We start from the raw sequence: 25,513 nt of genomic DNA on the forward strand, positions 1-25,513 counted from the left end.
CCATGTCCTGTGTTATACTCTTGCTCATGAAGGATATGGCCCCCTTTCGTCAAGTTGTGGTGTGGTAACTCAACTTTAACCGATAAGGCCCTATCCTTCATCCTTTTTATTTACTTGTCCAACATGTATTGTAATCCTACAAGAAATTTGGGGAATTCCGGGTTTCCCTCTTGGCAGACGGTGCTATTCCGGCGTATAATAATTTATTAAGCATTGTCAATGGGCACATGCAAAGACGAACACCGGGCGCGCGGCGTCCGTTTACGGAGGAATGGTTCCATGGAATTTCACTTTGCCAAGCGGATGGATTTGTTTCAGGAGGGTATTTTCAGCCAGCTGGATGCCCGGCGCAGAGAGCTGGAGCGGCAGGGCCGGAAGGTGTACAACCTGTCGGTGGGCACGCCGGACTTCCCCCCGGCACCCCATGTGATGCAGGCGCTGACGGAGGCGGCCGCTGATCCGGAAAACTGGAAGTACGCCCTCAGCGACCGGCCGGAGCTGATTGAGGCGGTGCGGGGCTGGTATCGGCGCCGCTATCAGGTGGAGCTGGAGCCGGCGGAGATCATGTCCCTCTACGGCTCCCAGGAGGGCCTGACCCACATCGGCCTGGCGGTCTGCGACCCCGGCGACGTGGTGCTGGCCCCCAACCCCGGTTACCCCATCTTCGAGATGGGCCCCTTCCTGTGCGGCGCGAAGATCGTCCACTATGACCTGCTGGAGGAGAAGGGGTATCTGCCGGACCTGTCCGCCATCCCGGAGGAGACGGCCCGGGCGGCGAAGATGATGGTGGTGTCCTATCCCGCCAACCCCATCTGCCGGACGGCCCCCGCCAGCTTCTACCAGGAGCTGATCGCCTTCGCAAAGAAGTACGACATCATCATTCTCCACGACAACGCCTATTCCGAGATCGTGTTCGACGGGCAGGAGGGCCGCTCCTTCCTCAGCTTCCCCGGCGCGAAGGAAGTGGGCGTGGAGTACAACTCCCTGTCAAAGACCTACAACCTCACCGGCGCCCGCATCTCCTTCGTTCTGGGCAACCGGGAAATCGTGGGCAAGTTCCGCACTCTCCGCTCCCAGATCGACTACGGCATCTTCCTGCCGGTGCAGTACGCCGCCGTCGCCGCCCTCAACGGCCCCCAGGACGGGGTGGAGCGCCAGCGCCTGGAGTATCAGGCCCGGCGGGACGCCCTGTGCGGCGGCTTCCGGTCCATCGGCTGGAACGTGCCGGACAGCCAGGGCAGCATGTTCGCCTGGGCGCCGCTGCCGGCGGGCTACACCAACTCCGTGGAGTTCTGCTTCGAGCTGCTGGAGCGCACAGGACTGCTGTGCACCCCCGGCTCCGCTTTCGGCACTCTGGGAGAGGGACACGTCCGCTTTGCCATGGTGCAGCCGGTGGAGGTCATCCGGGAAATCGTGGCCGCCGTTGGCAGCAGCGGCATCATTCAGGGAAAATAAGCCGGAGAGCGGCGCGCACGGTTCCGGTGTGCGCCGCCCTTTTTCACAGAAAATCAAAAATTTTGAAGGGAAGTGTATCGTTTCTGCCGGCTGAAACGTCATAGGAACAGAGGGTGCAGATGCGTGCGGCCTTCGCGCCGCCTTACGATAGAGAAAGAGGAACAAGGATTGCTTGCTGATACACACGAACCGCTGGCGAAGCAGGATGACCGCCTTCTGCTGACGGAGATCTACCAGCGGGACTATTCCCGGATGATGGCGGTGGCGATGCAGATCCTGTCATCCCACAGCAGGGCAGAGGACGCCGTCCATGAGACCTTTTTGAAGATGCTGACCCACATGGACTCCCTGCGGGCCGTTCCGGAGGAGCGGCGGATTTACTGGGTGCTGACAGTGACGAGAAACACCGCGCTGGACATGCTGCGAAAGGAGGGGCGGGAGATGCCGATGGAACACGCGCCGGAGGCGGCCGCCCCCCGGGAGGAGGGGGAGGTACAGCGCCTGGTGGAGCTGATCCGCGCTATGCCGGAGAATTACCGGCGCATTCTGGAGCTGCGGTTTCTGGCGGAGTGGAGCAACGCGGACATCGCCAGGGAGCTGAACATGAGCGTTGGCGCCGTCAAGACCCGGCTGTCCCGGGGACGGCAGGCGCTGATTCAACGCATGAGGGAGGAGGGGTATACCTGTGGCTGATCTGTTTGACGATCTGCTGAAAGAGGCACTGATACAGGCCATGGAGGAGGACCTGCGGGACCTGCCGGAGGACAGCCGGCCCATGTCGGACCGGCAGCGCCGGCGGATGGAGCAGCTGCTGGCGGACCCGGATGCCTGCCGTGCCGCGGCGGAGGAAGCGAAGGCGGCCGCCCCCGGGAAGCGGGGGAAATGGCGGTTTCTGCGGTTTACCGCCGCGGCCGCGGCGGTGGCGCTGCTGGCCACCTCCGCCATTGCCTACACCGTCACCGGCGGCGCCTTCTTCCGGGAGATGTTCCTGCGCCGCGCCGGCGAAGAGGCCTATGCCGCCTGCATGGACGCCGACCAGCTGCTGGAGCTGGGCAGCAAAAGCGTGGGCACCGTGGTGGAAAATGAGAATCTGCGGCTGGAGCTGGTGGACGCCGTATGCAGCGGCAACACTGCCATGGTGGCCGTCCGGGTGACGGCGAAGCAGCTGGAGAGCTTCTCTCAGGAGAGCGGAGAGTACCGGAATTACGGCTTTCTGGATGTGAGCGACTCCATCTCCCAGGGGGACGAGGCCTTCGGCGCCGGCTGGCGGTATGTGTTCTCCGACGAGGACCCCACGCTGGCGGACAATGAGTGCTTCCTGGTGTTGACCATCACCAGCCGCAGCGAGATTCCGGAGGGGACCTACCGCGTCCTGCTGGGGGATTTCGGCTGGGAGACGGCGGACAGCGAAGAAGTGCTGTATCCCGGCAGCTGGGAACTGCCGGTGCATCTGAGCGGGGAAAACGGGGCCAGCCAGACGGTGGAACTGGCCGCGGAGCTGCCCCTGAACGGCTATACCTATCTGCTGACGGAGGCGGTGTCCACACCGCTGACGCTGACTATGGAGTTCACCTGTGACAGCGGCGATCCGGACTGCCCCGACGGCCTGCTGGCCGCGCTGGGAAGCCTGGAGCTGCGGCTGAGGGACGGTACTGTGCTGCGGGGGCAGGATTTCACCACGCTCTGCAGCGCCGCCGGGACAGGTGAGCGGTGGAACATTACCGTGGGGCTGGAATTTTCCGTGCCCCTGCCGGCAGGGGCTGTCCAGTGTCTGTCCCTGGGGGGACAGACACTGGAATTGGACTTGCCTGCGCTGGACTGAGGGAGGTATGTGATGCGGGACTATCAGCGGGAACTGCAGGCCCTGCGGGAGAGAATCGCCTGCTGCCAGGAAGACCGGAACGTGCTGAACGCCCTGCTGGAGCAGGAGCGGGTCTGCCGGGAGGAGATGGAGCGCTGCCGCGCCGTCCGGGACAAGGAGCAGCGGGACGTGGACCGGTTGGAGGGTGTGTCCCTGGCCAGTCTGCTGGCGTCGCTCCGGGGCGACCGGGATGAACGGATGGACAAAGAGCGGGCGGAGGCCTGCGCCGCCGCCCTGCGGTACGAGGCCGCCAGACGGCAGCTGGACGAGGTGCTGGCGGACGCGGAGTTCCGCCGCCGGCGCATTGCGGACAACCGCTTTGCCCGGGAGGAGTATGACCGGCTGCTGGAGGAAAAGGCAGCGGAGCTGGCGGCCCGGAACCCTGCCGCGGCGGAGAAGCTGCGGCAGATCGAGCAGCTGCTGACGGAGCTGACGGACCGCCGCCGGGAGCTGCAGGAGGCCATTTTCGCCGGGGAGACGGTGGAGGCAAAGCTGCGCTTCCTGCTGGAAAAGCTGGACAGCGCCGCCGGCTGGAGCACCTTCGACCTGATGGGCGGCGGACTGCTGGCGGACATGGCCAAGTATTCCCATCTGGACGAGGCCCAGAAGCTGGCGGGGGAATTGCAGAGCGCCCTGCGCCGCTACGAGGCGGAGCTGGCGGACGTGACCATCTCCGCCGATTTCCGGATCGAGGTGGGGGGCTTCCTCACCATGGCGGACGTGTGGTTCGACAACATCTTCACCGACTGGGCGGTGCGGGACCACATCCGGGAATCGGAGAGCCGCGTGCGGGACACAAGGCGGCAGGTGGAGGCCCTGCAGGAAAAACTGCGGTCGGATATGTCTGCCGCGGAAGAAGCGCTGGACCGGGTTCGCGGCCAGTGGCGGCAGACGGTGGAGCAGCTGTAAATAGGAGGAGCTGTTATGGAGTTTGTCCCTTTTGCGCTTCTGGCAGCATGGTGCGCTGCGGATCGTATCTGCAGCAAGCGGTTTCCACGGTACAGGCGGTTTTGGGAGCGGATGGAGTTGCCGATGTGTGTGCCCCTCTCCGTAGTGGTGTCAATCTATTGCGGTTTTTTGTTCTTCGCCGTGTATGACACGCTTGCCGCGCCGGTGTCCAAGGGCGATAAGGTCTTTATGGTGATCTTCATCGGAATTATCGTCTCGGTGTACGCCGCCATGACAGCCATCGTCTGGCGGGACTGGTGGAAAAAGAGAAAAAAATGAGCCTCCGGCGTGACCGGAGCTTTGGGAAGAGCCGCGGCCTGGGCCGCGGCTTTTTATGACCTCTGCCATTTTAAGAAAATCTTAAAGGATTTCCACCTTTCTTTCCAAGGAGTGGCGGAGGTATGATAGGGACACAAGGAGGGAAGCCCATGTATCACATTCTCATCTGCGATGACGACCGGGACATTGTCAATGCCCTGAATATTTTTCTGGACAGTCCGGACCACCGCCTGTTTTCCGCCTATACCGGCCGGGAGGCGCTGGAGATTCTGGAGCGGGAGGAAATCCATCTGGTGCTGATGGACATTATGATGCCGGAGATGGACGGCATTTCCGCCATGGCGGAGATCCGGAAGCGGAGCAACGTGCCGGTGATCCTGCTGACGGCCAAAAGCGAGGACACGGATAAGATTCTGGGCCTCAACGTGGGGGCCGATGACTACATCACCAAGCCCTTCAACCCGGTGGAGGTGGCGGCCCGGGTCCGGTCCCAGCTGCGGCGGTACGTGCACCTGGGGGGCGCGCCCCGGCGGCCGGAGGTGCTGCGCTGCGGCGGTGTGGAGCTGGATGACCGGGCCAAATCGGTGACGCTGGACGGCGAGCCGGTGTCCCTGACTCCTACGGAGTATGAGATTCTGAAGCTGCTGATGGAGCACCCGGGGCAGGTGTATTCCCCGAAGGAGATTTACCGCCTGGTGTGGAAGGACGCGCCTTTCGGCAGCGAAAACACCGTGGCCGTCCACATCCGCCACCTGCGGGAGAAGATCGAGCTGGACCCGGCGGAGCCGCGGTGGCTGAAAGTGGTGTGGGGCCAGGGCTACAAGATGGAGAAAGGAGAACGGACATGAGTGAGAGCGTGCTGAGGGAAGAAAACCTGCTGCCGGGGGAGGCGCTGCCCAAGTCCCGCCGGTTCACCGGCAGCCTGCCGCTGAAGGTTCTGGCGTTTCTGCTGGTGCCGGTGCTGTCGCTGCTGGCGGCGGCAGCCGTCTTCGCGGGGGTGCTGATGGCGGACTACGGTGTCTATGACCGGGAGACCACCCAGGTGCGGGACGTCCTGTACGGCGAGATCGCACGGGAGGACGGTCAGATCATCGGCTACAACGTCTGCCGGGGCGACTGGAAATACGCGGAAGAGTACATCGCGGAGCGGAACATTGCCGCCGTCCTGATTCTGGACGAGGGCGGAGCGCAGGTCTGGCGGGGCGGCGAGGGGTATCTGGATACGCCCTGGCTCTACACCACCCAGATGGGCTGGGATGGTTCCCTGGTGGCGGAGAAGGCGCTTCCCCACGGTCCGTACATCATCCGCGTCGGGCTGGACGAAACCTTTGCCAAAGATGACGCCTATGCCCGGGCAGACCGCATGGTGGACATTGGCTACGCCCTGCGGTACTGGGTGTGGGTCATCGCGGCGGCCTGCGCCGTGCTGGCGCTGGGCTGCGGAGTGTTTCTGCTGTGCGCCGCCGGCTGGCGGAAGGGCGCGGTGGCGGTCCGCCCCGGCTGGGGGACGAAGATTCCCTTCGACCTGCTGGCCGCCGCCGCGGCCCTGGCCGGGTTCGGCCTGCTGGAATTTGGGCTTGAAATCTACTGCTTCCGGTTTGACGGCTCGGCGATGGGGCTGGTGTTTGCCGCCCTGTCTGCCGCCGCGGCGGAGGTGCTGGCCATGGGCTGGGCCATGAGCGCGGCGGTGCGGGTGAAGCTGGGGGGCTGGTGGAAAAACACCCTCCTGTGGCGCTTCGGACGCCTTGTCTGGCGGGGGCTTCGCAAAGCCGGCGGTGCCGCGGGACGGTTTTTCCGGTGGCTGCTGGCCGCGCTGCCGCTGGTGTGGAAGGCGCTGCTGATCGTCGGCGGCCTGTGGCTGCTGGAGCTGCTGATGATCCTGCTGTGCTGGTGGGAGACGGACGTGCTGCTGGCGCTGTGGGTGCTGGAAAAGATCCTGCTGACGCCGCTGGTGGTGTACGCGGTGCTGGCGCTGCGGCGGCTGCAGCGAGGCGGTGAGGCCCTGGCTGCCGGAAACCTCTCCTGCCAGGTGAGCACCCGGCGTCTCGTGGGGGACCTGCGCCGTCACGCGGAGAACCTCAACAGCATCGGCGACGGCATGGCCAGAGCGGTGGAGCAGCGGATGCGCAGCGAGCGGCTGAAAACGGAGCTGATCACCAACGTCTCCCATGACATCAAAACCCCCCTGACCTCCATCGTCAACTACGCGGAGCTCATCGGCCGGGAGCCGCCGGGCAGCGAAAAGACCACGGAGTACGCCGGCGTGCTGCTGCGGCAGGCGGAGCGGCTGAAAAAGCTCATTGAGGACCTGGTGGAAGCCTCCAAGGCCTCCACCGGCAACCTGGAGGTGCATCTGACCCCCTGTGAGGCGGGGGTGCTGCTGACCCAGGCAGCGGGGGAGTACAGCCGCCGTCTGGAGGACCGGAAGCTGACGATGGTGCTGCGGATTCCGGAGGAGCCGGTGACCATTCTGGCGGACGGCCGGCGGCTGTGGCGGGTGCTGGACAACCTGATGAACAACATCTGCAAGTACGCCCTGGAGGGCACCCGGGTGTACCTTCTGCTGGAGCGGCAGGGCGGCGAGGCGGTGATCTCCTTCAAGAATACCTCCGCCCAGCCTCTGGAGCAGTCCGCAGACGAGCTGCTGGAGCGGTTCGTCCGGGGGGATGCCTCCCGCACCTCCGAGGGCAGCGGCCTGGGGCTTTCCATTGCCCGTAGCCTGACGGAGCTGCAGAAGGGGAAGCTCACACTGACGGTGGACGGCGACCTCTTCAAGGTGGTGCTGCGGTTCCCGGTGCGGGAGGAAACAGGAAAAGGCCAGCCCTGATGGGCTGGCCTTTTCCCGGAAGATTGATGAAAAAGAAGCTTTGTGCTCTTGCAATTCTTAATTTACCGGGAAATTGTGAAACAAACCAGCGCAAACTATTAAAAAAGTTTTAAATCTTCCGGGGACCGGATCGGGAACTGTCGTAAAACGGCAGAGGGATAACCGCCGCCCCTTTCCCATACAGTGGAAGCGGAAAGGGGGATGAATATGCGTAAACGGATCACGGTCCTGCTTACGGTGCGGGACCCCAACCCGCCGGAGGTGCTGCGCCGGGCGCTGGTGCGTCTCACCGCGGAGCACCTGCGGCACTGGGCGCGGCAGCGGGAAGCAAAGCGGCCATGAGAATTGCCGCCTATTGCCGGGTCAGCACCGGCCGGGAGGAGCAGCTGGACAGCCTGAGCCGCCAGAAGCAGTTCTTTGAAACCTACGCCGCCCGGAACGGCTATGAGCTGTACGGCATTTACCCCGACGAGGGCATCAGCGGCCGGGCACTGAAAAACCGGCGGGAGTTCCAGCGGATGCTGGCGGATGCGGAGGGCGGGTGCTTCGACATGATTGTGGTGAAGGACGTGTCCCGGTTTGCCCGCAACACGGTGGACGCCCTGACGGCGGTGCGCCGTCTGCGGCGGCTGGGGGTGGAGGTGCTGTTCCTGTCCAACAACATGACGGTGCTGGGGCAGTCGGAATTTGTGCTGACTATGTTCAGCGCCCTGGCCCAGGAGGAGAGCGCCAATCTGTCCGCCCGGGTGAAGTTCGGCAAGCGGGTCACCGGGGAGCAGGGCCGGACGCCCACGGTGGTTTACGGCTATGACCACGTGGACAACCTGCACCTGCGGGTCAATCCCCGGGAGGCGGAGACGGTGCGGTACATCTTTGAGCAGTACGTCCGGGACGGCTGGGGCTGCCGCAGAATCGCCCAGGCCCTCAATGACCGGGGGATTCCCACGAAGAAGGGGAACCTGTGGGACGCCCGGGGGGTGGGGCGCATCCTGCGGAATTCCATCTACTGCGGGGAGTATGTGAACTGCAAATACCAGGTGGCGGATTTTCTGGAGGGGCGTCTGGTTCCCGCGCCGCCGGGGGACCGGCTGTGCCACCGGCGGCCGGAGTGGGCCGTGGTGCCGCCGGAGCTGTTCCGGGCGGCCCAGCGGGAACTGGCGCTGCGGCAGCGGCCGGGGACCCGCTACAGTGGGGTCCACCTGTTCAGCGGCCTGATCCGCTGCGGCGTCTGCGGCCGGGTGTACGGCCGGAAGGACCGGGGCGAAGTCCTGTGGCGCTGTCCCGGCCATGACCGGGAGGGAAGCTGCCCCAACCGGACCTTCCTGCGGGAGGAGGAGCTGAAGGAGGCCCTGCGCCGCCACTGGCAGCGGGCGGGGAATCTGACGGACCTGGCGGCGGAGGCGGCGGCCCAGGCGGGAGACATGGCGCCGCCGGAGGAGCTGCGGCGGGAGGCGGAGCGGTTTCTGAACCTGGAGACCATGACCAACCCGGCACTGCGGACGCTGCTGGAGGGGATCACGATCCGGGAGGACCGGCAGGCGGAGATTGTGCTCCGGCCGCTGCAAATACCCGGTTTGTAGGCCATGGCGGAGGCCGTGGACCCCATTGTTCTGGATACCCGGGTGGTGGACGTCTGCGACTGCCGGAACGAGTGCGAGCTGGCGGAGATTCCCGCCTATATCAGCCGCTGCTTCGACGGCGAGCTGTCCACCGGCGGGGACCTGCGGCGGATCTACGTGACGCTGGGGCAGTTCTCCATCGTCCGTCTGGAGCGGGATTCCCAGCTGCTGATCCCCGTCTATGACTACTGCATGCCCTGCAAGGAGTGCGGCCGGGATAACAACGGCGGCGGCCCCGGCGAGGACCCCTGCGGCCTGTTCCGCAGCATCCAGTTCCCCACCGGCGAGTTCTTCCCGCCCAACACCGTCCGTCAGCCGGAAACCTACGAGGACACCCGCAGCTACTGCAGCTGCCCGTGAGAAAAACACCGCCATCCGGCGGTGTTTTTTCTGTCATAGCCGGGACAAGTCCCTCATACAGTGGAGCAGATGCAGGAGGGAACGGAAATGGAACAGGAGAAATCAATCATCTGTTATGAACAGGCGGCCATGGCCCTGCCGGGCCGGCTGCGCCGGGCCGCTATGGCGGAGCCCCGACAGCGGCAGGCCCAGGCGGAGGAGTTCCGCCTCCGGGCGGGCCGCACCATGACCATCCTCACCGGTGAGGGGGAGTGGGACACCGGCGTTCCGGTGGAGCAGGGAGATCTGGAGGCACTGTGCAACCTTGCCACGGAGTTTTCCCGCTACGCGGCGGTGGAGACGCTGCGCCGGGGCTTTTTGTCGCTGCAGGGCGGCGGCCGGGTGGGCCTGTGCGGCTCGGCGGTGATGAAGGAGGGAAGCTGCGCCAACCTGAAGGACTTTTCCTCGGCGGCCATCCGCATCCCCCGGGAGGTGACGGGCATCGGCGACGGTCTGGCGCCCCGACTGTTCCGGGAGGGGCGGTTTTGCAGCACGGTGATCCTGTCTCCGCCCGGCGGCGGGAAGACCACGCTGCTGCGGGATCTGATCCGGTGCCTCTCTTACGGCACGGCGGAGCGGCCGGGGCTGCGGGTGGCGCTGGCGGACGAGCGGGGGGAGGTGGCGGTGATGCTGCGGGGCCTGCCCCAGATGGACATCGGCCCCCGCACCGACGTGCTGGAGGGCTGTCCCAAGGCAGAGGCGGTGCCCATGCTGCTGCGGGCCATGAATCCCCAGGTGGCGGCGGTGGACGAGATCACCGCCCGGGAGGACCTGCGGGCCATGACCATGGCCGCCAACTGCGGCGTTGGGCTGCTGGCCACCATCCATGCCGCCAGCGTGGAGGAGCTGCGGCACAAGCCGCTGTACGCGGAATTGCTGGCGGCCCGGGTGTTCACGTTTGCCGTGGTGATCCGCCGGGAGGCGGGACAGCGGCAGTATCAGGTGGAGGAACTGGAATGCTGAAGCTGCTGGGGAGCCTGTGCGTGTTCGCGGCTGCCGGCTGGGCCGGAGGAATGCAGCTGCGGCGGGGCCGGCGCCGGCTGGCCCTGCTGCGGGGACTTTCCGCCGCGCTGGAGCAGATGACGGGGGAGATCCGGCTGAACCGGACGCCCATGCTGCGGCTGCTGGGACAGCTGGCGCAGCGTCGGGGCGGGGAGGCGGCGTTCTTCCGCACGGTGAGGGCGGATGTGAAAAATGGGACAGACCTTCCGGCGGCGTGGCGGAGCGCGGCGCGGAGTCTGGAGGTGTCGGAGGAGGTCCGGGCGGCGCTGGAGGAACTGGGAGAGCGCCTGACGGGAGACGAGGAGCAGGCCTGCCGGGGCCTTTCCCAGGCCTGCGACACGGTGCGGAAGGCCGCGGAGGAGCTGCGCCGGCGCCAGCCGGACACGGAGCGGCGGAACGCGGTTCTGTGGGCCTCCGGCGCGGCGATGCTGGTGATTTTGCTGATTTGAGGATAACGGATATGGATGTGGACCTGATTTTCAAAATCGCGGCCATCGGGATACTGGTGGCGGTGCTGAATCAACTGCTGATCCGCTCCGGGCGGGAGGAGCAGGCCATGATGACTACCCTGGCGGGCCTGGTGGTGGTACTGATGATGCTGGTGCAGGAGATCAGCGACCTGTTTCAGCTGGTCAAGACCCTGTTCCGCTTCTGACCATGGAACTGGTATTCCGCGCCGCGGCGGCCTGCGTGCTGGCGGCACTGCTGGCGCTGCTGCTGAAAAAGGGAACGCCGGAGCTGGCGCTGGCGCTGACGGTCGGCGCGGCTGCCGTGGTGTTTTTGCTGCTGGCGGGCCAGATGGAAGGGCTGCTGGATCTGCTGCGGGAGATGGAGGAGGGCACCGGTCTGGACCGGGAGCTGCTGGCGCCGCTGTACAAGACCATCGGCATCGCGCTGGTGGTGCGTGTGGGCAGCGGACTGTGCCGGGACGCCGGGGAATCGGCTCTGGCGGCGGTGCTGGAGACGGTGGGGACGGTGTGCGCCCTGCTGGCGGCGGCGCCGCTGCTGCGCCAGGCCCTGGGAATGCTGATGGAGTTGATGAGACAATGAGGCGATGGGTGATCTGCGGGGTGCTGTGCCTTCTGACGCTGACGGTCAGCGCCGGGGCGGCTGAGGTGCCGGAGGAGCTGCGCCGGGCGCTGCCCAGGGAGACACAGGAACTGCTGCGCCAGACAGAGGACGGAAGCGACGCGTCTTTCCGCGGCGGCCTCAGCGAAATTCTGACGGCGGTAAAACGGCAGTTCCGCACCGTATTGCGCCAGCAGACCCGGGGAGCGGCGCTGGTGGTGCTGGCGGCGATGCTGTGCGGCGTGATGGACGGCGCGGGGCAGGCCGTGGGAGACCGGGTGCGCCTGACACCCATGGTGGGGGCGCTGTCAGTGACCATGATCAGCGCCGGCAGCCTGGATTCCCTGGTGGGGCTGGGGGTGGAGACCATTGATGCCATGGGGGCGTTCTCCAAGGTGCTGCTGCCCACCCTGGCTGCCGCGGCGGCCGCCTCCGGGGCCATGAACACCGCCACGGCCCAGCAGGTGGCCACGGTGTTTTTCGTGGATGTGCTGCTGCAGCTGATCCGGGAGCTGCTGCTGCCGCTGGCGTATCTCTATATCGGCGTTCTGACGGCCTCCTCCATGCTGGCGGACGGGCGGCTGAAAGGGATTGCCGCGGGGCTGAAAAAGTGCGTCACGTTTCTGCTCAGCGGTGCGCTGATCGTCTTTACCGTGTACCTCTCCGTCAGCCGGGTTCTGTGGGGAAGTGTGGATAACATGGCGGTGAAAATGACAAAAACGGCCATCTCCGGCGTGGTGCCGGTGGTGGGCGGCATTCTGGCCGACGCGTCGGAGACGGTGCTGGCGGGGGCGGGGATGCTGAAAAACACGGTGGGCATCTTCGGCATGCTGGCGATTCTGGCGGTCTGCGCCCTGCCGTTTCTGCGGCTGGGAGTGCAGTACCTGCTGTACAAGCTGGCGGCGTTTCTTGCGGGTACGGTGGGGCCGCCGGAGCTGCGGGACCTGATCGACGGTCTGGCGGGGGCCTTCGGTCTGGTGCTGGGCATGACCGGCGCCTGCGCGCTGCTGCTTCTGGTGTCGGTGCTGTCCTCCGTGGCGGCGGTGACGCCATGATGGCGGCGCTGCGGAGCTGGCTCACCGCCGTTCTGACCACGGCGGTGCTGCTGTCCCTGGCGGAACGGCTGGCGCCGGAGGGGTCCTTGCGGAAGATCACCTCCCTGGTGGGCGGCCTCATTCTGCTGGTGGTGCTGACCCGGCCTCTGACCGCCCTGGGGGCGGGGGAGCTGCGGCTGGACTATGAGGACCGGAGCGCCGCCGTGGAGCAGCGGCGGCAGGAGCTGCAGGCGGAGAACGACAAAACGCTGGCGGAACTCATAGCCCGGGAAACGGAAGCATATATATCGGACAAAGCGGCGGAGCTGGGGCTGGAGTGTCAGGCGTCAGTGACGGTGGCGCCCAATGCCGACGGCATCCCGGTGCCGTGGTCGGCGGAGCTGAGCTGCGGGCCCTCCGGAGCACTGGCGGCGGAGCTGGAACAGGCGTTGGGGATTCCCAGAGAGAGGCAGGTTTTCCATGGAACAGGATAAAAAGACGAAGCGGCTCGGAGCGCTGTGGGGGAAGTACGGATTTGTCCTGCTGGTCCTGCTGGCGGGGGTGGCGCTGCTGCTGTGGCCCACGGAGCCGAAGGAGCCCCCGGGGCAGGGGCAGACGGAGACGGTCCGGGAGGCGGAGAGCCTTGCGGAGACGGAGGAGCGGATGCGGAGCATCCTGTCCGAAATCGACGGCGTGGGACAGGTGAGGCTGATGCTGACGCTGGAGAGCACCCGGGAGCGGGAGTTCATGCAGGACACGGAGCTCTCCTACAGCGGCGCCACCGCCGCGCCGGATGACTACACCCGCCGGTCGGAGGCGGTGATTCTGTCGGGGGATGACGGAGAGGAGCCGGTGGTGGTCCGCAACGTGGGACCCACTTACCGGGGGGCGCTGGTGGTCTGCACCGGCGGCGGAAACGCGGAGGTAAAACTGGCGGTGACCCAGGCGGTGGCCGCCCTGACGGGGCTCAGCTCAGATCGGATCACGGTGGTCAAATGTCAATCATAATCTGGAGGAGGAAAGGCACTATGAGCCGGAAATTGCGGAAGAACACCATGCTGCTTACCATGCTGCTTCTGATCGGAGCCGCGGTATTCCTGAACTGGAAATACACCGCCCAGTCCGGGGAGGAGGCGGTAAACGGGAAAATCCTGGGAGAGGCCACCCTGGTTTCCGGGGAGGGCGACACCTCCGCCGCGGCGGACGAGGAGACGGTGTACACCGGGTCGGACTACTTTGCCTCCGCCCGGCTGACCCGCCAGCAGGCCCGGGACAGCGCCATTGACCTGTTGGAAAAGGCGGCGTCGGAGAACGGGGCGGACACCTCCGTGCTCAACGAGGCGTCGGAGAGCATTCAGGTGCTGGCGTCCTACGCCCTGACGGAGTCCCAGATTGAGAATTTGGTCACCGCCAAGGGCTACCGGGACTGCGTAGCCTTCATGAGTGACGACAGCGTCAGCGTGGTGGTGGCCACAGACAGCGGCGAGCTGACGGCGGAGGACGTGGCCAAGATCACGGACATCACCAAAAGCGAGACGGGCTACGCCGCCGGCAGCATCCGGATCATGGCGGCGGACTGAGGGGAAAGACTTTTCGCGCCCAATGAAATTCCTGTTGTATTTTTACAGGCGCCATGGTACAATATATGCCATGAAAACGAAAGCACTGTCCCTCAGGATACGAAGGATAAGGAGATTATTGCGTGATGAGCGAGAATAAGGATTATATGACGCTTCCCCAGGAGGGCGGCAGCATCCACATCTCGGAGGAAGTGATTGCTGCCATCGCCGTGGGCGCCGTGCGGGATGTGGAAGGCATCTCCGGCATGATGACCGGCATGGGCGGCACCGTTTCCGAGCTGGTGAACAAGAAGAACGCGGTGAAGGGCCTCAAGGGCGTGAAGATTGACATGACCGGCGATACGCTGACGCTGGACCTGTACGTGACGGTGCAGTACGGCGCCGCCATCCCCGAGGTGGCGGAGAATGCTCAGAAGGCCGTCATCAGCAGCGTGGAGGCCATGACCGGCTGCACCGTGGGCATGGTCAATGTCCACGTGGGCGGCGTGACCATCGCTTGAGAGGGACGGACGAATCATGACACGAAATACTGCGCGGGAGATCGCCGTCCATCTCTCCTATGAGATGAATTTCACCAGGCTGACTGCCGGAGAGCTGCTGGACCAGCGGCTGACGGCGGAGAGCTTTGCCGCTCTGGCGGAGGAGGAGCCGCTGTACAGCGAGGCTCCCAACGCCAAGCAGGACCAGTATATCCGCCGTCTGGTAAGCGGCGTGGCGGAGCATGCCGCCGAGCTGGACACCTATATCGCCAAATACGCCCGGGGCTGGAGCTTCGCCCGGATTCCGCTGGTGGCCTCCGCCATCATGCGGGTGGCCATGTTTGAGATTCTCTACATGCCGGACGTGCCCAACGGCGTCTCCATCAACGAGGCGGTGGAGATTGCCAAGAAGTATGAGACGCCGGAGACGGTGAAATTCATCAACGGCATTCTGGGCAGCTTCGTCCGCCAGGAGCTTCCGGAGGAGAAGAAGGAAAACTGAGACAGACCGACCAGCGGGGCGCGGCGGCAGCCGCCGTCCCGCTTTTGTCATGGCAGGGAGGGACAGGCCCGTGCAGGTGTGCCCGAGAAGCAGAGCGTATTGGGTCAGAATGGTGATTCTGACGGTGGTGATCGCCGCGGCTCTGACCGGGGCGGCTTACGGGGCCTGCCGCCTGGTCCGGCCGCCGGAAAGAGGGGAACTGACAGAGGTATCAGGCAGCTTTTCCCGCATGGAGGTTACCACCACCAATACCCACTATGCCGATCACTGCCGCTGGTGGATCTATCTGGAGGGAACGGACGGCGGGTACTGCGTGGATCAGGATACAGGTTTTCCCGGAGACGCGTTTCCCGCTCAGGCGGGCGATACGGTCACGCTGCTGTGCACGGCGGAGGAACCGCCGTCGGACGTTTACGGCATCCGCGCCGACGGGGAGGAGATTCTGTCCTATGAGCAGGCGGCCCGGGGAACGCGGGTCCACGCCTGCCTGAGATTCGGCGGCTGCGCCCTGCTGCTGGCCCTTTGCTGGCTGGGCTGGCTGGGGAGTCACCGCTATACCACGGAAAAGCCTGCCCTGTATCGCAGCTACCGGGGCCGCCGCCGTTTCCGCTGAGGTCCGGAAAGGAGAGATCATGGAACAGCATATTTTCGGCGTCACCGAGGTGAACAACCTGGTGAAGCTGCTGCTGGACGACGAGCCCATGCTGCAGAACATCTGTGTGCGGGGCGAGCTGTCCAACTATAAAATCTATCCCTCCGGCCACCACTACTTCACCCTGAAGGACCCGGAGGGGGCGCTGCGATGCGTCATGTTCAAGGGCTCCGCCATGAAGCTGCGGTTCCGCCCGGAAAACGGCATGAAGGTGCTGGTTACCGGCCGGGTGACGGTGTTCCCCCGGGACGGGGCCTATCAGCTCTACTGCAGCCAGCTGACGCCGGAGGGTGTGGGGGACCTGTATGTGGCCTTCGAGCAGCTGAAGGCCAAGCTCCACGCTGAGGGCCTGTTTGATCCGGCCCACAAAAAGCCGCTGCCGGCCTATCCCCGGCGCATCGCCATCATCACTTCCTCCGCCGGCGCGGCGGTTCATGACATGATCCGCATTCTGCGGCGGCGGTATCCCATCGCCAGGGTGATTCTGCTGCCGGTGCGGGTGCAGGGGCCGGAGGCGCCGCCGGAGATCGTGGGAGCCATCCGCTACGCCAACCGCTGGAAGGTTGCGGACCTGATCATCACCGGCCGGGGCGGCGGGTCCATCGAGGACCTGTGGGCCTTCAACGATGAGCGGGTGGCCAGGGCCATCTATGACTCGGAGCTGCCGGTGATCTCCGCCGTAGGCCACGAGCCGGACGTCACCATCTCCGACTTTGTGGCGGACGCCCGGGCATCCACGCCCTCCAACGCCGCGGAGATCGCCGTGCCGGACCAGACGGAGCTTCTGCGGTATCTCAGGGACAGCGCGGCCCGCATTGCCCAGGCGGAGACAGGGAAAATTACTTTACAGAGACAGCGGCTGGATACCCTGGCCAGCAAGCGGGTCCTGCGGGACCAGATGGCCTATGTGCAGGACAAGCGGATGCTGCTGACCCACGCGCAGCAGCGGCTGGGCGATCTGGGGGGACAGCTGGTGTCCCGCCGCCGGGAGAAGTTTTCGGCGCTGGCCGCCGCCCTGGACGCCATGAGTCCGCTGAAGGTCCTGGGCCGGGGCTATGCCATGGTGCAGGATGAAAGCGGCGCTGTTGTCAGAAGTTACCGGGAGGCCCCCCGGGGAGCGAAAGTCGCCGTGACGCTGGGGGAGGGCCGGCTGGAGTGTACCGTGGACCGGTCCGTCAGTCATACGGAGCAGGAGGAGACGAAATGAGCGCAAAGAAAAAGACGTTTGAAGAACAGATTGCCCGGCTGGAGGAGATTGTTTCCCTGCTGGAACGGGGAGACGCCCAGCTGGCGGATTCCCTGTCCCTGTTTGAAGAGGGGACCAAGCTGATCGCCGCCTGCTCCAAAGAACTGGACCAGGCGGAGCAGACGGTGGTACGGCTGATGAAGGGACAGGACGGCGCTCCCGTGGAGCTGCCTTTTGAGGAGGAATGAGCAATGGAGAAAGCTGTATTTGACGCCCGGTACGAGGTGTACCGCCAGGCGGTGGAGGAATATCTGAACGGCCAGTTTACGGAGCAGACGGACTGGAGCGACCTGTATGACTCCATGCGATACAGTCTGCTGGCCGGCGGCAAGCGCATCCGCCCGGTGCTGACCCTGGAGTTTGCCCGCATCGCCGGCGCCGGGGAGGACTGGCGCTCCGCCCTGCCGGCGGCCTGCGCGCTGGAACTGGTGCATACGTATTCCCTGATCCATGACGATCTGCCCTGCATGGATGACGATGACCTGCGCCGGGGCAAGCCCACCAACCACAAGGTTTACGGCGAGACCATGGCGGTGCTGGCGGGAGATGCCCTGCAGCCCGCCGCCTATGAGCGGATTCTGACGGCTCCCGGCATCAGCGAGGGAGGCCGGCTGGAGTGCGCGCTGCTGCTAGCCCGGGCCTCCGGCCCCGACGGCATGGTGGCCGGCCAGGTGCTGGATACCCTCCACGCCCCGAAAACCGGAGACGAGCTGCACCAGGTCCACCGGCTGAAAACCAGCGCCATGATTTCCGCCGCCTGCGCCATGGGCTGCGCAGCCTTCGGCGCCGGCCCGGAGCTGCGCACCGCCGCGGAGGAGTACGCCCAGCAGATCGGCATTGCCTTCCAGATCCGGGACGACATGCTGGACGTCATCGGCGACGAGGCCACCTTCGGCAAGCCCATCGGCTCCGACAAGGAGGAGGGGAAGGTGACATTTGCGGACCTGCTGGGCATCGAAGGCTGTGAGCAGGCAGTGCGGGAGTGCACGGAAAAGGCGGTGGCCGCCATTGCCCCTTACGACGCCGACGGCTTCCTGACCTTCTTCGCGGAGCGGCTGGCCAGTCGGATGAAATAACAGCCATACGGATTCAAAACAGGCAGGCCGCGCGGCGGCCTGCCTGTTTTTACAGGCGTTCTGCCAGTAAAACGAAAAAAATTCATTTTTGGATATACGGAATATGTTGTATATTTATGACGGCTGTGTTATACTGAGGCATGCTAAGCGGCGGCGCAGTATCCTAGTCAGTACTGCCGTTTCCGAAGGAGGGCCTAAAAATCCTCTGAAGGGCACATCGATGAAACCTCTGGTGCCTGCTTGATACGCCCAGTTTTGGGTGGGTGCTGGGGGGAAGCGCGGGCAACCGCGCTTGCGGACTCAGGGCGATCTCCAATGGCATGGTTACCCCGACCCTGTTTCCGTGGAGACCTGTTCTTGTGCACAGACGTACTCCCGCAGTGGTATTTCCGAGCTGTGTACGAAGCAGATTGTGAACCTGCAAGGCGGTGCGGACGGGCCTGAGGCCCCAAGCGCTGTGTGCAGACGTAGCCTGCCTTGCGTGGGACTGGCGGATGAGAGGCCAGGCCGTTTTCGCTCCGGCCGGAGCAATTGGCGGCCCCCTGCTCTCTGAAACCTTTTCTGCAAAAGAGGCTAAAGAGACGGACAGACTGCGGTGGAAATCACCTAGGCTGTTCCTTGAGACAGAAAAAGGATTGCAGTGCGGACTAAGTGGCAGTCGGGTAGCCCGGATGGCGACACCGTGCCGCGGCGTCAAAGGGGAAACCGCCTCCATCGGCAACGAGAGGTACGCCGCGGGGAAAACCAACCCGTACCTAAGCCGTAAGATTTACTTTTTCTGTCGCCGCTGCCTTAGCTTTTTTCTATGGGAACCCCCCGGCAAACAGATGGCCGTGCCGCCCTACCGGCGGAAACGGACGGAAAAGCCCGTGAGCGGCCTGGGGCGCACGGGGCTTCATGGAGGTAGTTTTTTGGGCAAACAGCATCAAGCGAAGCATAAAAAAGAGGAGCTTTCCCCCTACAGCTGGGCGCTCCGTGTTTTCCTGATCGCCATCGCCTTGTCTGCGGCGTTGAGTCTGCTGTCGGAAACGACGCTGGCGGGCGCCGACATTGCGATGGCCCTGTTGATTTTGGGACTGTTCATCCTGCTGGGTATCGTCTTTGATATTCTGGGCGTGGCGGTGACGGCGGCGGACGAGCGCCCCTTTCACTCTGCCGCGGCCCACCGGGAAAAGGGAGCCAGGGAGGCGCTGTGGCTTCTGCGGCGGGCCAGCTACGTCAGTAGCTTCTGCAATGACGTGGTGGGCGACATCTGCGGCATCGTCAGCGGTACCACCGGCGCGGTGATCGTGGTGCGGCTGCAGTCGGCGTTCAACGTTCAGAATGTGCTGCTTTCTGTGGCTGTTACGGCGCTGGTGTCTGGCCTGACCATCGGCGGCAAGGCCCTGGGCAAGAATTTTGCCATCCGGCAGAGCACGGAAGTGGTGTTCCTGGCAGGCCGTTTTCTGCATATTTTTCATCGCTCGTCCAAGTGACGAAGAGGAGCGGGTATCGTGATATTAGAGAAAATCCACAGCCCTGAGGACGTCAGGGCCCTTCCCAAGGCGCAGCTTCCGGAGCTGTGCCGGGAGATCCGGAGCTTCCTTGTGGAGAATGTGTCCCGGACCGGCGGCCATTTGGCCTCCAATCTGGGCGCCGTGGAGCTGACGGTGGCCATCCACCGGGTGTTTGACACCAGCCGGGACCGGCTGGTGTTCGACGTGGGCCACCAGTGCTATGTGCACAAGGCGCTGACGGGCCGGCAGGAGCTGTTTTCCACATTGCGGCAGTTCGGCGGCCTGTCGGGCTTTCCCAAGCCCCGGGAGAGCGTGCATGACGCCTTCATCGCCGGCCACGCTTCCAACTCCGTGTCGGTGGCGCTGGGCATGGCCCGGGCCAGAACGCTGCAGAAGCAGGACTACCACGTGCTGGCCCTCATCGGCGACGGCGCCCTGTCCGGCGGCCTTGCCTATGAAGGCCTGAACAACGCCGGAGAGTCCGGGGAGCCGCTGATCGTCATTCTGAATGACAACGGCATGTCCATCAACCCCAACGTGGGCGCCATGAGCGAGCACCTGTCCCGTCTTCGCTCCAGGCCGGCCTACTACCATTTCAAAAAGTGGTACCGGGGTATTTTCGGCGCCAATCCTCAGAAGAAATGGCTGTACCGGTTCAACCACCGGGTGAAAACGGCGCTGAAAAAGTCCCTGCTGCCCACCAGCAGCCTCTTTGAGGACATGGGCTTCACCTATCTCGGCCCCATTGACGGCCACGATCTGGAGCGCCTTTGCACGGTGCTGGAGTGGGCCGGGGAGCTGCATGGCCCGGTGCTGGTTCACGTGAAGACAGTGAAGGGCAAGGGGTATCCTTATGCGGAGAGGAATCCGGGAAAGTTCCACGGCGTCGGCCCCTTCGACGTGGAGACCGGCCTGCCGAAAAAGTCCTCCGGGGAGAGCTTTTCCTCCGTGTTCGGCAAAACGCTGGTGGAGTGCGCCGCCCGGGATCAGCGGGTCTGCGCCATTACGGCGGCCATGGAGGACGGCACCGGGCTGACGGAGTTTGCCCGCACCTTCCCGGAGCGGTTTTTTGACGTGGCCATCGCCGAGGGACACGCGGTGTCCATGGCGGCGGGACTGGCGGCCCAGGGGATGATCCCCGTGGTGGCCCTGTATTCCACGTTTTTGCAGCGGGCCTATGACATGCTGATTCACGATGTATCGCTGCAGCGGCTCCATGTGGTGCTGGCGGTGGACCGGGCGGGCCTGGTGGGCGCCGACGGCGAGACCCACCACGGCTGCTTTGACGCGTTGTTCCTGCCGGAAATCCCGGGCTTTACGGTGTACTGTCCCGCCAACTTCGCCGAGGAGCGGTCCATGCTGAAAGAGGCCGTCTTCCGGTGTGACGGCCCGGCGGCGGTGCGCTATCCCCGGGGCGGGGAGGGGAACTTCCGGGAGGATACCTCCGGCCCTGTGGCGGTGCGGCTGCGGGAGGGCGGCGACGTGACGCTGCTGACCTACGGCACCCTGATTGAACAGACGCTGGCGGCGGCGGAGCTGCTGGAGCAGCGGGGGATTGCCGCGGAAGTGGTGAAGCTGAATCAGATCTCGCCCCTGAACGTGGAGCTGATCGGCGATTTCTTTGGAAACATGAAGTGTCTGCTGGCGGTGGAGGACTCCTTCGGCGCCGGCTGCGTGGGCCAGCGGGTTGCCTCCATTCTGGCGGAGGCGGGCAAGGCCCCGGACAAGCTGGTACTGAAAAACCTGTGCAAAACCTATGCGCCGGAAGGAACGGTGGCCCAGCTGCAGAAAATGATCGGTCTGGATGCCGGGAGCATCGCAGAGGCCGCCGCGGAGGCGATTGGGAAATGAGTGGAAAAAAGAGACTGGACGTGCTCCTGGTGGAGCGCGGATTGCAGGAGAGTCGGCAGAAGGCCCAGGCCACCATCATGAGCGGTCTGGTGTTCGTCAACCGGCAGCGTGTGGACAAGCCCGGCACCTCCGTGGCCGATGACGCGGAGATTGAGATCCGGGGTAATACGCTGCAGTATGTCAGCCGGGGCGGACTGAAGCTGGAAAAGGCCATGGCCACCTTCCCCATCACCCTGACGGATACCGTCTGCGGGGATATCGGCGCCTCCACCGGCGGCTTTACGGACTGTATGCTGCAAAACGGCGCCAGAAAGGTCTACGCCGTGGATGTGGGATACGGCCAGCTGGCGTGGAAGCTGCGGAGCGATCCCCGGGTGGTGTGCCTGGAGCGGACCAATGCCCGGTACCTGACCCACGAGCAGATACCGGAGGAGTTGGATTTCGCCTCCATCGACGTGAGCTTCATCTCCCTGAAGCTGATCCTGCCGGCGGTGTGGGGCGTGCTGCGGCAGTCGGGCCATGTGGCCTGCCTGGTGAAGCCCCAGTTCGAGGCCGGACGGGAAAAGGTGGGGAAGAAGGGTGTGGTCCGGGACCCGGCAGTCCACCTGGAGGTGCTGGAGCATTTCCTGGTGCATGCAAAGGATTCCGGCTTTACAGTCCTTGACATCACGTATTCTCCCATCCGCGGACCGGAGGGGAACATTGAATATCTGGGCTATCTGGAAAAGGGGGCTCTGCCGGAGCGGACCTTTGATTTGAAGGCGCTGGTGGAGGAATCCCATGCCGCGCTGAAGGAGCATGGAGGGGAGGCACAGTGAAAAAAATCATTCTCTGCCCCAATCCCAGCCGGGATCGGGAAATGCTCTCCACCCGGGCCGCCATGGAAATCCTGAAGGAGATGGGCTTTGAGACGGTGGTCTGCTCTCCCTTCAAGGACCAGCGGCCGGAGCTGTTCGCCGGGATGGATGTGAAGCCCCTGACCCAGGAGCTGCGGTCCAGCGATCTGCTGATCACCTTCGGCGGCGACGGGACGATCCTTCATCTGGCCAAGCTGGCGGCGCTGAACAAGCTGCCGGTGCTGGGCATCAACATGGGCAGCCTGGGCTTCATCGCGGAGCTGGAGGCCTCGGAGCTGCCGGCGCTCTATAAGCTGAAAGACTGGGATTTCGAGATGGAAAACCGGATGATGCTGGATGTCACCGTCATGCGGGAGGGCCGGCAGGTCTATCAGAATCTGGGCCTCAACGAGGCGGTGATCCGGGAGGGCCCCATCTCCCACGTCATCCACCTGAGCATCTCCTCCGACGGCCGCCACCTGGCGGACGTGGCCGGCGACGGCGTGATCATCGCCACGCCCACCGGCTCCACGGCCTACTCGTTGTCGGCAGGCGGCCCGGTGGTGGAGCCCACGGCGGAGGTGATGGTGGTGTGCCCTATCTGCTCTCACAACCTGCACTTTTCCTCCTATGTGCTCTCCACAGACCATGTGCTGAGCGTGGAGAGCGTGCGCAACGGCCGCAAGCCGGTCTACCTGTGCGTGGATGAGAGCCGGGCCTTTGCTCTGCGGCCCGGTGATCTGGTGATGGTGCGGAAGTCCAAGTACGCCACCAGGCTGGTCCGTCTTTCGGAAAAGAGCTTTTGCGAAATCTTTGCGAAAAAAATGCTGTCGGGAGGTCGGGACGATGAAAAATAACCGTCAGAGCAAGATTCTGGAGATCATCTCCGCGGAGAATATCGAGACACAGGAGCAGCTGCTTTCCCGCCTGCAGGACTACGGCATCACCAGCACCCAGGCCACCATCTCCAGAGACATCAAGCAGATGCACCTGATCAAGGAGCCGGTGGGCCACGGCGTGTATAAATATGCTGTGTCCGGAAACCGGACGAAGCTGAACTTTGCCGAGAAGCTGCGGACCATCTTCCGGGAGAGCATCACCAGCGTGGAGAGCGCCCAGAACATCGTGGTGGTCAAGACCATGCCGGGTCTGGCCTCCGCCGCCTGCGCCGCGCTGGACGACATGGGCATCACCTACATGGTGGGCTCCCTGGCGGGAGACGATACCGCGTTTCTGGTGATGCGGGACACGGATTCCGCCAAGGACTTCTGCCAGGAGATCCGGGAGATGCTCTGAGCCGCCTTTAGAAAGAGGGGGATTTCATGCTGGAACTGCTGCATATTGAGAATATCGCGGTGATCGAGGAGGCGGACATCCGCTTCCATCCCGGGTTCAACGCCCTCACCGGCGAAACCGGCGCCGGCAAGTCCATCGTCATCGACGCCATGGGCGCTGTGCTGGGCGGCCGGACATCCCGGGACCTGATCCGCACCGGTGCGTCCAAGGCCTTTGTCAGCGCGGAGTTTTCCCAGGTCCCGGCGGACCTGCCGGCGTTGGAGCGCAGCGGCATCACCCCGGATGAGGACGGCGTGCTGCTGCTCCAGCGGGAGATGCTGGGGGACGGAAAAAATCAGTGCCGGGCCAACGGCCGGCCCATTACCGTGGCCCAGCTGCGGGAGATCGGCAGCCAGCTGCTGAATATCCACGGCCAGCATGACGGCCAGCAGCTGCTGGATGAGGAGCAGCACGGCCAGTATCTGGACCGCTTCGGCCGGACCGAGCCGGTGCTTGCGGCCTACCGGGAGCAGTACGGCGTGCTGCGGGCTCTGGAGGAGCAGATCCGCTCCCTGCAGATGGACGAGGCGGAGAAGGCCCGGCGGATGGATTCCCTGCAATTCCAGATCAGCGAGTTGGAACGGGCGGGGCTGCAGCCCGGGGAAGAGGAGGAGCTGCGGGAGCGCAGAGAGCTGCTCCGCAACGGCGAAAAGTATCTCTCCGCGCTGCAGGGGGCGGACTACTGCCTCAGCGGCGGTGACGAGACGGACGGCGCCGTGGCGGTGCTGCAGAACGCGGAGAACGCCCTCTACGGCATTCGGAATCTCAGCGGCGAGATTATGGAAATCTATCAGCGCTTGCAGCAGGCGAGATGTGAAGTATATGACCTTGCCGCCATTGTGCAGGACAAGCGGCAGGAATTCGACTTCTCTCCGGCGGAACTGGACGAGGTGGAGAGCCGCTGCGACCTGCTGTACCGCCTGAAAAAGAAGTACGGCGCCACCGTGGAGGACATGCTGGCCTACCTGGACCGCTGCCGGCAGGAGCTGGACGCCATGGAGACGGCGGACGATACCCTGGCCCGGCTGGAGCAGAAGCTGCCGGCGGCGCGGAAGAAGGTGGCGGACGCCGGCGCGGCGCTGACAAAGGCCCGGAAGGCGGCGGCCGGGGAGCTGGAAAAGCGGATTCTGCGGGAGCTGCGGGACCTGGATATGAACAAGGTCCGCTTCTCCATTGAATTTACTCCCGTTGCCCCGGGACCGGAGGGCTGCGACGCCATCCGCTTCCTCATGTCCGCCAACGCGGGAGAGGACCTGAAGCCCATTGCCCGCATTGCCTCCGGCGGCGAGCTGGCCCGCATTATGCTGGCGCTGAAAAACGTGCTGGCGGAGCAGGAGTCCATCGGCACACTGGTGTTCGACGAGGTGGACACCGGCGTCTCCGGGCGGGCGGCCCAGAAGGTGGCGGAGAAGCTGGCCCAGGTTTCCCGGCGCAAGCAGGTGCTGTGCGTCACCCATCTGCCGCAGCTGGCGGCCATGGCGGACACCCACTTTTCCGTGTCCAAGGGAGAGCGGGATGGCCGTACTTACACCCGGGTGGTGAACATGGACCGGGAGCAGCGGAAGGCGGAGCTGGCCCGCATCACCGGCGGCAGCCGGGTGACGGAGGCGCTGCTGGAGAGCGCGGGGGAGCTGCTGGATGCGGCGGAGACCTACCGGGTGTCCCTTTCCTGACAGAAATTCACGGAACCGGCCTCTTTCGGGGCCGGTTCTGCCGTTTTCCGGCGATTTTCATTGACAACGCCGGAAAAATCGGCTACACTGTTTGCCGTGTACAGCGAAGAAGCGGAGAAGTACGCGGAGATGGCCCTGCAAAGAGAGCCCCTGGCCGGTGAAAAGGGGAGAGGGCGGCCCGCCGAATACACCGCGGAGCCGGCACCCCAACGGCCATGGCCCAGTAGGCGTGCTCCGGGAGCGCCCGTTACCGCGCGGAAGTGCCCGCAGGCACTTCACGAGGCCGTTTTCGTGA

30 protein-coding genes are annotated in these 25,513 nt (G+C 64.5%); all 30 read left to right on the forward strand.

All coding sequences use genetic code 11. The features are described 5' to 3' along the window. The first annotated feature begins 279 nt into the window (after window positions 1-279). The 30 genes from SOX55_RS09615 to recN all read left to right on the forward strand — a co-directional run bounded on the left by SOX55_RS09615 (window position 280) and on the right by recN (window position 25,218). Window positions 280-1,455, forward strand: a complete 1,176-nt coding sequence (locus tag SOX55_RS09615) for an aminotransferase class I/II-fold pyridoxal phosphate-dependent enzyme (protein WP_325287231.1) — start codon at window positions 280-282, stop codon at window positions 1,453-1,455. Window positions 1,456-1,623: 168 nt separating this feature from the next. Further along, on the forward strand, window positions 1,624-2,148 hold the full coding sequence (locus tag SOX55_RS09620) for an RNA polymerase sigma factor (protein WP_325287232.1): 525 nt from the start codon (window positions 1,624-1,626) through the stop codon (window positions 2,146-2,148). Beyond that, window positions 2,141-3,277, forward strand: a complete 1,137-nt coding sequence (locus SOX55_RS09625; protein WP_325287233.1) for a hypothetical protein — start codon at window positions 2,141-2,143, stop codon at window positions 3,275-3,277. Before SOX55_RS09620 ends, SOX55_RS09625 begins: the two co-directional genes overlap by 8 nt. A gap of 12 nt (window positions 3,278-3,289) precedes the next feature. Next, complete coding sequence (locus SOX55_RS09630; protein WP_325287234.1) at window positions 3,290-4,225, forward strand: hypothetical protein; 936 nt, start codon at window positions 3,290-3,292, stop codon at window positions 4,223-4,225. Window positions 4,226-4,240: 15 nt separating this feature from the next. After that, window positions 4,241-4,543, forward strand: coding sequence for a hypothetical protein (locus SOX55_RS09635; RefSeq protein WP_325287235.1), 303 nt, complete (start codon window positions 4,241-4,243; stop codon window positions 4,541-4,543). A 149-nt stretch (window positions 4,544-4,692) separates the two neighbouring features. Further along, the gene (locus SOX55_RS09640; protein ID WP_325287236.1) at window positions 4,693-5,391 is read left to right on the forward strand and encodes a response regulator transcription factor; all 699 of its coding nucleotides are present in this window, start codon (window positions 4,693-4,695) and stop codon (window positions 5,389-5,391) included. Continuing rightward, complete coding sequence (locus SOX55_RS09645; RefSeq protein ID WP_325287237.1) at window positions 5,388-7,370, forward strand: sensor histidine kinase; 1,983 nt, start codon at window positions 5,388-5,390, stop codon at window positions 7,368-7,370. The genes SOX55_RS09640 and SOX55_RS09645 overlap by 4 nt, the downstream gene beginning before the upstream one ends. Before the next feature lie 207 nt (window positions 7,371-7,577). Continuing rightward, window positions 7,578-7,712, forward strand: a complete 135-nt coding sequence (locus SOX55_RS09650; RefSeq protein WP_325287238.1) for a hypothetical protein — start codon at window positions 7,578-7,580, stop codon at window positions 7,710-7,712. Beyond that, window positions 7,709-8,950 (forward strand): recombinase family protein, encoded by a 1,242-nt coding sequence (locus tag SOX55_RS09655; RefSeq protein ID WP_325287239.1) that lies wholly within the window; start codon window positions 7,709-7,711, stop codon window positions 8,948-8,950. Before SOX55_RS09650 ends, SOX55_RS09655 begins: the two co-directional genes overlap by 4 nt. A gap of 3 nt (window positions 8,951-8,953) precedes the next feature. After that, on the forward strand, window positions 8,954-9,349 hold the full coding sequence (locus SOX55_RS09660) for a hypothetical protein (RefSeq protein WP_325287240.1): 396 nt from the start codon (window positions 8,954-8,956) through the stop codon (window positions 9,347-9,349). A gap of 87 nt (window positions 9,350-9,436) precedes the next feature. After that, window positions 9,437-10,351 carry a stage III sporulation protein AA gene (locus SOX55_RS09665; RefSeq protein ID WP_325287241.1) on the forward strand — a complete coding sequence of 305 codons (915 nt, stop codon included), beginning with the start codon at window positions 9,437-9,439 and terminating at the stop codon, window positions 10,349-10,351. Then, window positions 10,345-10,839, forward strand: coding sequence for a stage III sporulation protein AB (locus SOX55_RS09670; RefSeq protein WP_325287242.1), 495 nt, complete (start codon window positions 10,345-10,347; stop codon window positions 10,837-10,839). Before SOX55_RS09665 ends, SOX55_RS09670 begins: the two co-directional genes overlap by 7 nt. 11 nt (window positions 10,840-10,850) lie before the next feature. Continuing rightward, the gene (gene spoIIIAC / locus SOX55_RS09675; RefSeq protein ID WP_325287243.1) at window positions 10,851-11,045 is read left to right on the forward strand and encodes a stage III sporulation protein AC; all 195 of its coding nucleotides are present in this window, start codon (window positions 10,851-10,853) and stop codon (window positions 11,043-11,045) included. Window positions 11,046-11,047: 2 nt separating this feature from the next. Further along, the gene (locus SOX55_RS09680; RefSeq protein WP_325287244.1) at window positions 11,048-11,440 is read left to right on the forward strand and encodes a SpoIIIAC/SpoIIIAD family protein; all 393 of its coding nucleotides are present in this window, start codon (window positions 11,048-11,050) and stop codon (window positions 11,438-11,440) included. Continuing rightward, window positions 11,437-12,513 carry a stage III sporulation protein AE gene (locus SOX55_RS09685; protein ID WP_325287245.1) on the forward strand — a complete coding sequence of 359 codons (1,077 nt, stop codon included), beginning with the start codon at window positions 11,437-11,439 and terminating at the stop codon, window positions 12,511-12,513. Before SOX55_RS09680 ends, SOX55_RS09685 begins: the two co-directional genes overlap by 4 nt. After that, entirely contained in the window at window positions 12,510-12,986 is a 477-nt protein-coding gene (locus tag SOX55_RS09690; RefSeq protein ID WP_325287246.1) for a stage III sporulation protein AF, read from the forward strand. Before SOX55_RS09685 ends, SOX55_RS09690 begins: the two co-directional genes overlap by 4 nt. Continuing rightward, entirely contained in the window at window positions 12,973-13,500 is a 528-nt protein-coding gene (locus SOX55_RS09695) for a stage III sporulation protein AG (RefSeq protein ID WP_325287247.1), read from the forward strand. The genes SOX55_RS09690 and SOX55_RS09695 overlap by 14 nt, the downstream gene beginning before the upstream one ends. 20 nt (window positions 13,501-13,520) lie before the next feature. Next, entirely contained in the window at window positions 13,521-14,072 is a 552-nt protein-coding gene (locus SOX55_RS09700) for a SpoIIIAH-like family protein (RefSeq protein WP_325287248.1), read from the forward strand. Between the two features lie 125 nt (window positions 14,073-14,197). Further along, window positions 14,198-14,572, forward strand: coding sequence for an Asp23/Gls24 family envelope stress response protein (locus tag SOX55_RS09705; protein WP_325287249.1), 375 nt, complete (start codon window positions 14,198-14,200; stop codon window positions 14,570-14,572). Window positions 14,573-14,588: 16 nt separating this feature from the next. After that, window positions 14,589-15,053, forward strand: a complete 465-nt coding sequence (gene nusB, locus SOX55_RS09710; protein ID WP_325287250.1) for a transcription antitermination factor NusB — start codon at window positions 14,589-14,591, stop codon at window positions 15,051-15,053. A gap of 109 nt (window positions 15,054-15,162) precedes the next feature. Next, window positions 15,163-15,666, forward strand: coding sequence for a hypothetical protein (locus SOX55_RS09715; RefSeq protein ID WP_325287251.1), 504 nt, complete (start codon window positions 15,163-15,165; stop codon window positions 15,664-15,666). 19 nt (window positions 15,667-15,685) lie between these two features. Next, the gene (xseA, locus tag SOX55_RS09720) at window positions 15,686-16,912 is read left to right on the forward strand and encodes an exodeoxyribonuclease VII large subunit (protein WP_325287252.1); all 1,227 of its coding nucleotides are present in this window, start codon (window positions 15,686-15,688) and stop codon (window positions 16,910-16,912) included. Next, the gene (gene xseB / locus SOX55_RS09725) at window positions 16,909-17,139 is read left to right on the forward strand and encodes an exodeoxyribonuclease VII small subunit (protein ID WP_325287253.1); all 231 of its coding nucleotides are present in this window, start codon (window positions 16,909-16,911) and stop codon (window positions 17,137-17,139) included. Before xseA ends, xseB begins: the two co-directional genes overlap by 4 nt. A 3-nt stretch (window positions 17,140-17,142) precedes the next feature. After that, window positions 17,143-18,027 carry a polyprenyl synthetase family protein gene (locus SOX55_RS09730; RefSeq protein ID WP_325287254.1) on the forward strand — a complete coding sequence of 295 codons (885 nt, stop codon included), beginning with the start codon at window positions 17,143-17,145 and terminating at the stop codon, window positions 18,025-18,027. Between the two features lie 911 nt (window positions 18,028-18,938). Then, entirely contained in the window at window positions 18,939-19,502 is a 564-nt protein-coding gene (locus SOX55_RS09735) for a hypothetical protein (RefSeq protein ID WP_325287255.1), read from the forward strand. Between the two features lie 18 nt (window positions 19,503-19,520). After that, window positions 19,521-21,374, forward strand: a complete 1,854-nt coding sequence (gene dxs / locus SOX55_RS09740) for a 1-deoxy-D-xylulose-5-phosphate synthase (protein ID WP_325287256.1) — start codon at window positions 19,521-19,523, stop codon at window positions 21,372-21,374. Next, the gene (locus SOX55_RS09745) at window positions 21,371-22,192 is read left to right on the forward strand and encodes a TlyA family RNA methyltransferase (protein ID WP_325287257.1); all 822 of its coding nucleotides are present in this window, start codon (window positions 21,371-21,373) and stop codon (window positions 22,190-22,192) included. Before dxs ends, SOX55_RS09745 begins: the two co-directional genes overlap by 4 nt. After that, window positions 22,189-23,067 (forward strand): NAD(+)/NADH kinase, encoded by an 879-nt coding sequence (locus SOX55_RS09750; protein WP_325287258.1) that lies wholly within the window; start codon window positions 22,189-22,191, stop codon window positions 23,065-23,067. Before SOX55_RS09745 ends, SOX55_RS09750 begins: the two co-directional genes overlap by 4 nt. Further along, a complete protein-coding gene (locus SOX55_RS09755; protein WP_325287259.1) occupies window positions 23,057-23,506 on the forward strand; it encodes an arginine repressor in 450 nt (149 codons plus the stop codon). The genes SOX55_RS09750 and SOX55_RS09755 overlap by 11 nt, the downstream gene beginning before the upstream one ends. Before the next feature lie 26 nt (window positions 23,507-23,532). Then, entirely contained in the window at window positions 23,533-25,218 is a 1,686-nt protein-coding gene (gene recN, locus SOX55_RS09760) for a DNA repair protein RecN (RefSeq protein ID WP_325287260.1), read from the forward strand. Window positions 25,219-25,513 lie beyond the last annotated feature (295 nt).

Origin of the sequence: Dysosmobacter sp., from assembly GCF_034093755.1 — a bacterium.
GTDB lineage: Bacteria > Bacillota > Clostridia > Oscillospirales > Oscillospiraceae > Oscillibacter.

Bases quoted from the DNA above. Each gene is read 5' to 3' on its own strand.
- SOX55_RS09730 (WP_325287254.1), top strand. From the start codon at position 17,143: ATGGAGAAAGCTGTATTTGACGCCCGGTACGAGGTGTACCGCCAGGCG.
- SOX55_RS09615 (WP_325287231.1), top strand. From the start codon at position 280: ATGGAATTTCACTTTGCCAAGCGGATGGATTTGTTTCAGGAGGGTATT.
- SOX55_RS09670 (WP_325287242.1), top strand. From the start codon at position 10,345: ATGCTGAAGCTGCTGGGGAGCCTGTGCGTGTTCGCGGCTGCCGGCTGG.
- SOX55_RS09650 (WP_325287238.1), top strand. From the start codon at position 7,578: ATGCGTAAACGGATCACGGTCCTGCTTACGGTGCGGGACCCCAACCCG.
- SOX55_RS09655 (WP_325287239.1), top strand. From the start codon at position 7,709: ATGAGAATTGCCGCCTATTGCCGGGTCAGCACCGGCCGGGAGGAGCAG.
- xseB (WP_325287253.1), top strand. From the start codon at position 16,909: ATGAGCGCAAAGAAAAAGACGTTTGAAGAACAGATTGCCCGGCTGGAG.
- recN (WP_325287260.1), top strand. From the start codon at position 23,533: ATGCTGGAACTGCTGCATATTGAGAATATCGCGGTGATCGAGGAGGCG.
- xseA (WP_325287252.1), top strand. From the start codon at position 15,686: ATGGAACAGCATATTTTCGGCGTCACCGAGGTGAACAACCTGGTGAAG.
- SOX55_RS09700 (WP_325287248.1), top strand. From the start codon at position 13,521: ATGAGCCGGAAATTGCGGAAGAACACCATGCTGCTTACCATGCTGCTT.
- SOX55_RS09630 (WP_325287234.1), top strand. From the start codon at position 3,290: ATGCGGGACTATCAGCGGGAACTGCAGGCCCTGCGGGAGAGAATCGCC.
- SOX55_RS09745 (WP_325287257.1), top strand. From the start codon at position 21,371: ATGAGTGGAAAAAAGAGACTGGACGTGCTCCTGGTGGAGCGCGGATTG.
- nusB (WP_325287250.1), top strand. From the start codon at position 14,589: ATGACACGAAATACTGCGCGGGAGATCGCCGTCCATCTCTCCTATGAG.
- SOX55_RS09680 (WP_325287244.1), top strand. From the start codon at position 11,048: ATGGAACTGGTATTCCGCGCCGCGGCGGCCTGCGTGCTGGCGGCACTG.
- spoIIIAC (WP_325287243.1), top strand. From the start codon at position 10,851: ATGGATGTGGACCTGATTTTCAAAATCGCGGCCATCGGGATACTGGTG.
- SOX55_RS09690 (WP_325287246.1), top strand. From the start codon at position 12,510: ATGATGGCGGCGCTGCGGAGCTGGCTCACCGCCGTTCTGACCACGGCG.
- SOX55_RS09660 (WP_325287240.1), top strand. From the start codon at position 8,954: ATGGCGGAGGCCGTGGACCCCATTGTTCTGGATACCCGGGTGGTGGAC.
- SOX55_RS09645 (WP_325287237.1), top strand. From the start codon at position 5,388: ATGAGTGAGAGCGTGCTGAGGGAAGAAAACCTGCTGCCGGGGGAGGCG.
- SOX55_RS09755 (WP_325287259.1), top strand. From the start codon at position 23,057: ATGAAAAATAACCGTCAGAGCAAGATTCTGGAGATCATCTCCGCGGAG.
- SOX55_RS09685 (WP_325287245.1), top strand. From the start codon at position 11,437: ATGAGGCGATGGGTGATCTGCGGGGTGCTGTGCCTTCTGACGCTGACG.
- SOX55_RS09635 (WP_325287235.1), top strand. From the start codon at position 4,241: ATGGAGTTTGTCCCTTTTGCGCTTCTGGCAGCATGGTGCGCTGCGGAT.
- SOX55_RS09640 (WP_325287236.1), top strand. From the start codon at position 4,693: ATGTATCACATTCTCATCTGCGATGACGACCGGGACATTGTCAATGCC.
- SOX55_RS09695 (WP_325287247.1), top strand. From the start codon at position 12,973: ATGGAACAGGATAAAAAGACGAAGCGGCTCGGAGCGCTGTGGGGGAAG.
- SOX55_RS09705 (WP_325287249.1), top strand. From the start codon at position 14,198: ATGAGCGAGAATAAGGATTATATGACGCTTCCCCAGGAGGGCGGCAGC.
- SOX55_RS09665 (WP_325287241.1), top strand. From the start codon at position 9,437: ATGGAACAGGAGAAATCAATCATCTGTTATGAACAGGCGGCCATGGCC.
- SOX55_RS09715 (WP_325287251.1), top strand. From the start codon at position 15,163: ATGGTGATTCTGACGGTGGTGATCGCCGCGGCTCTGACCGGGGCGGCT.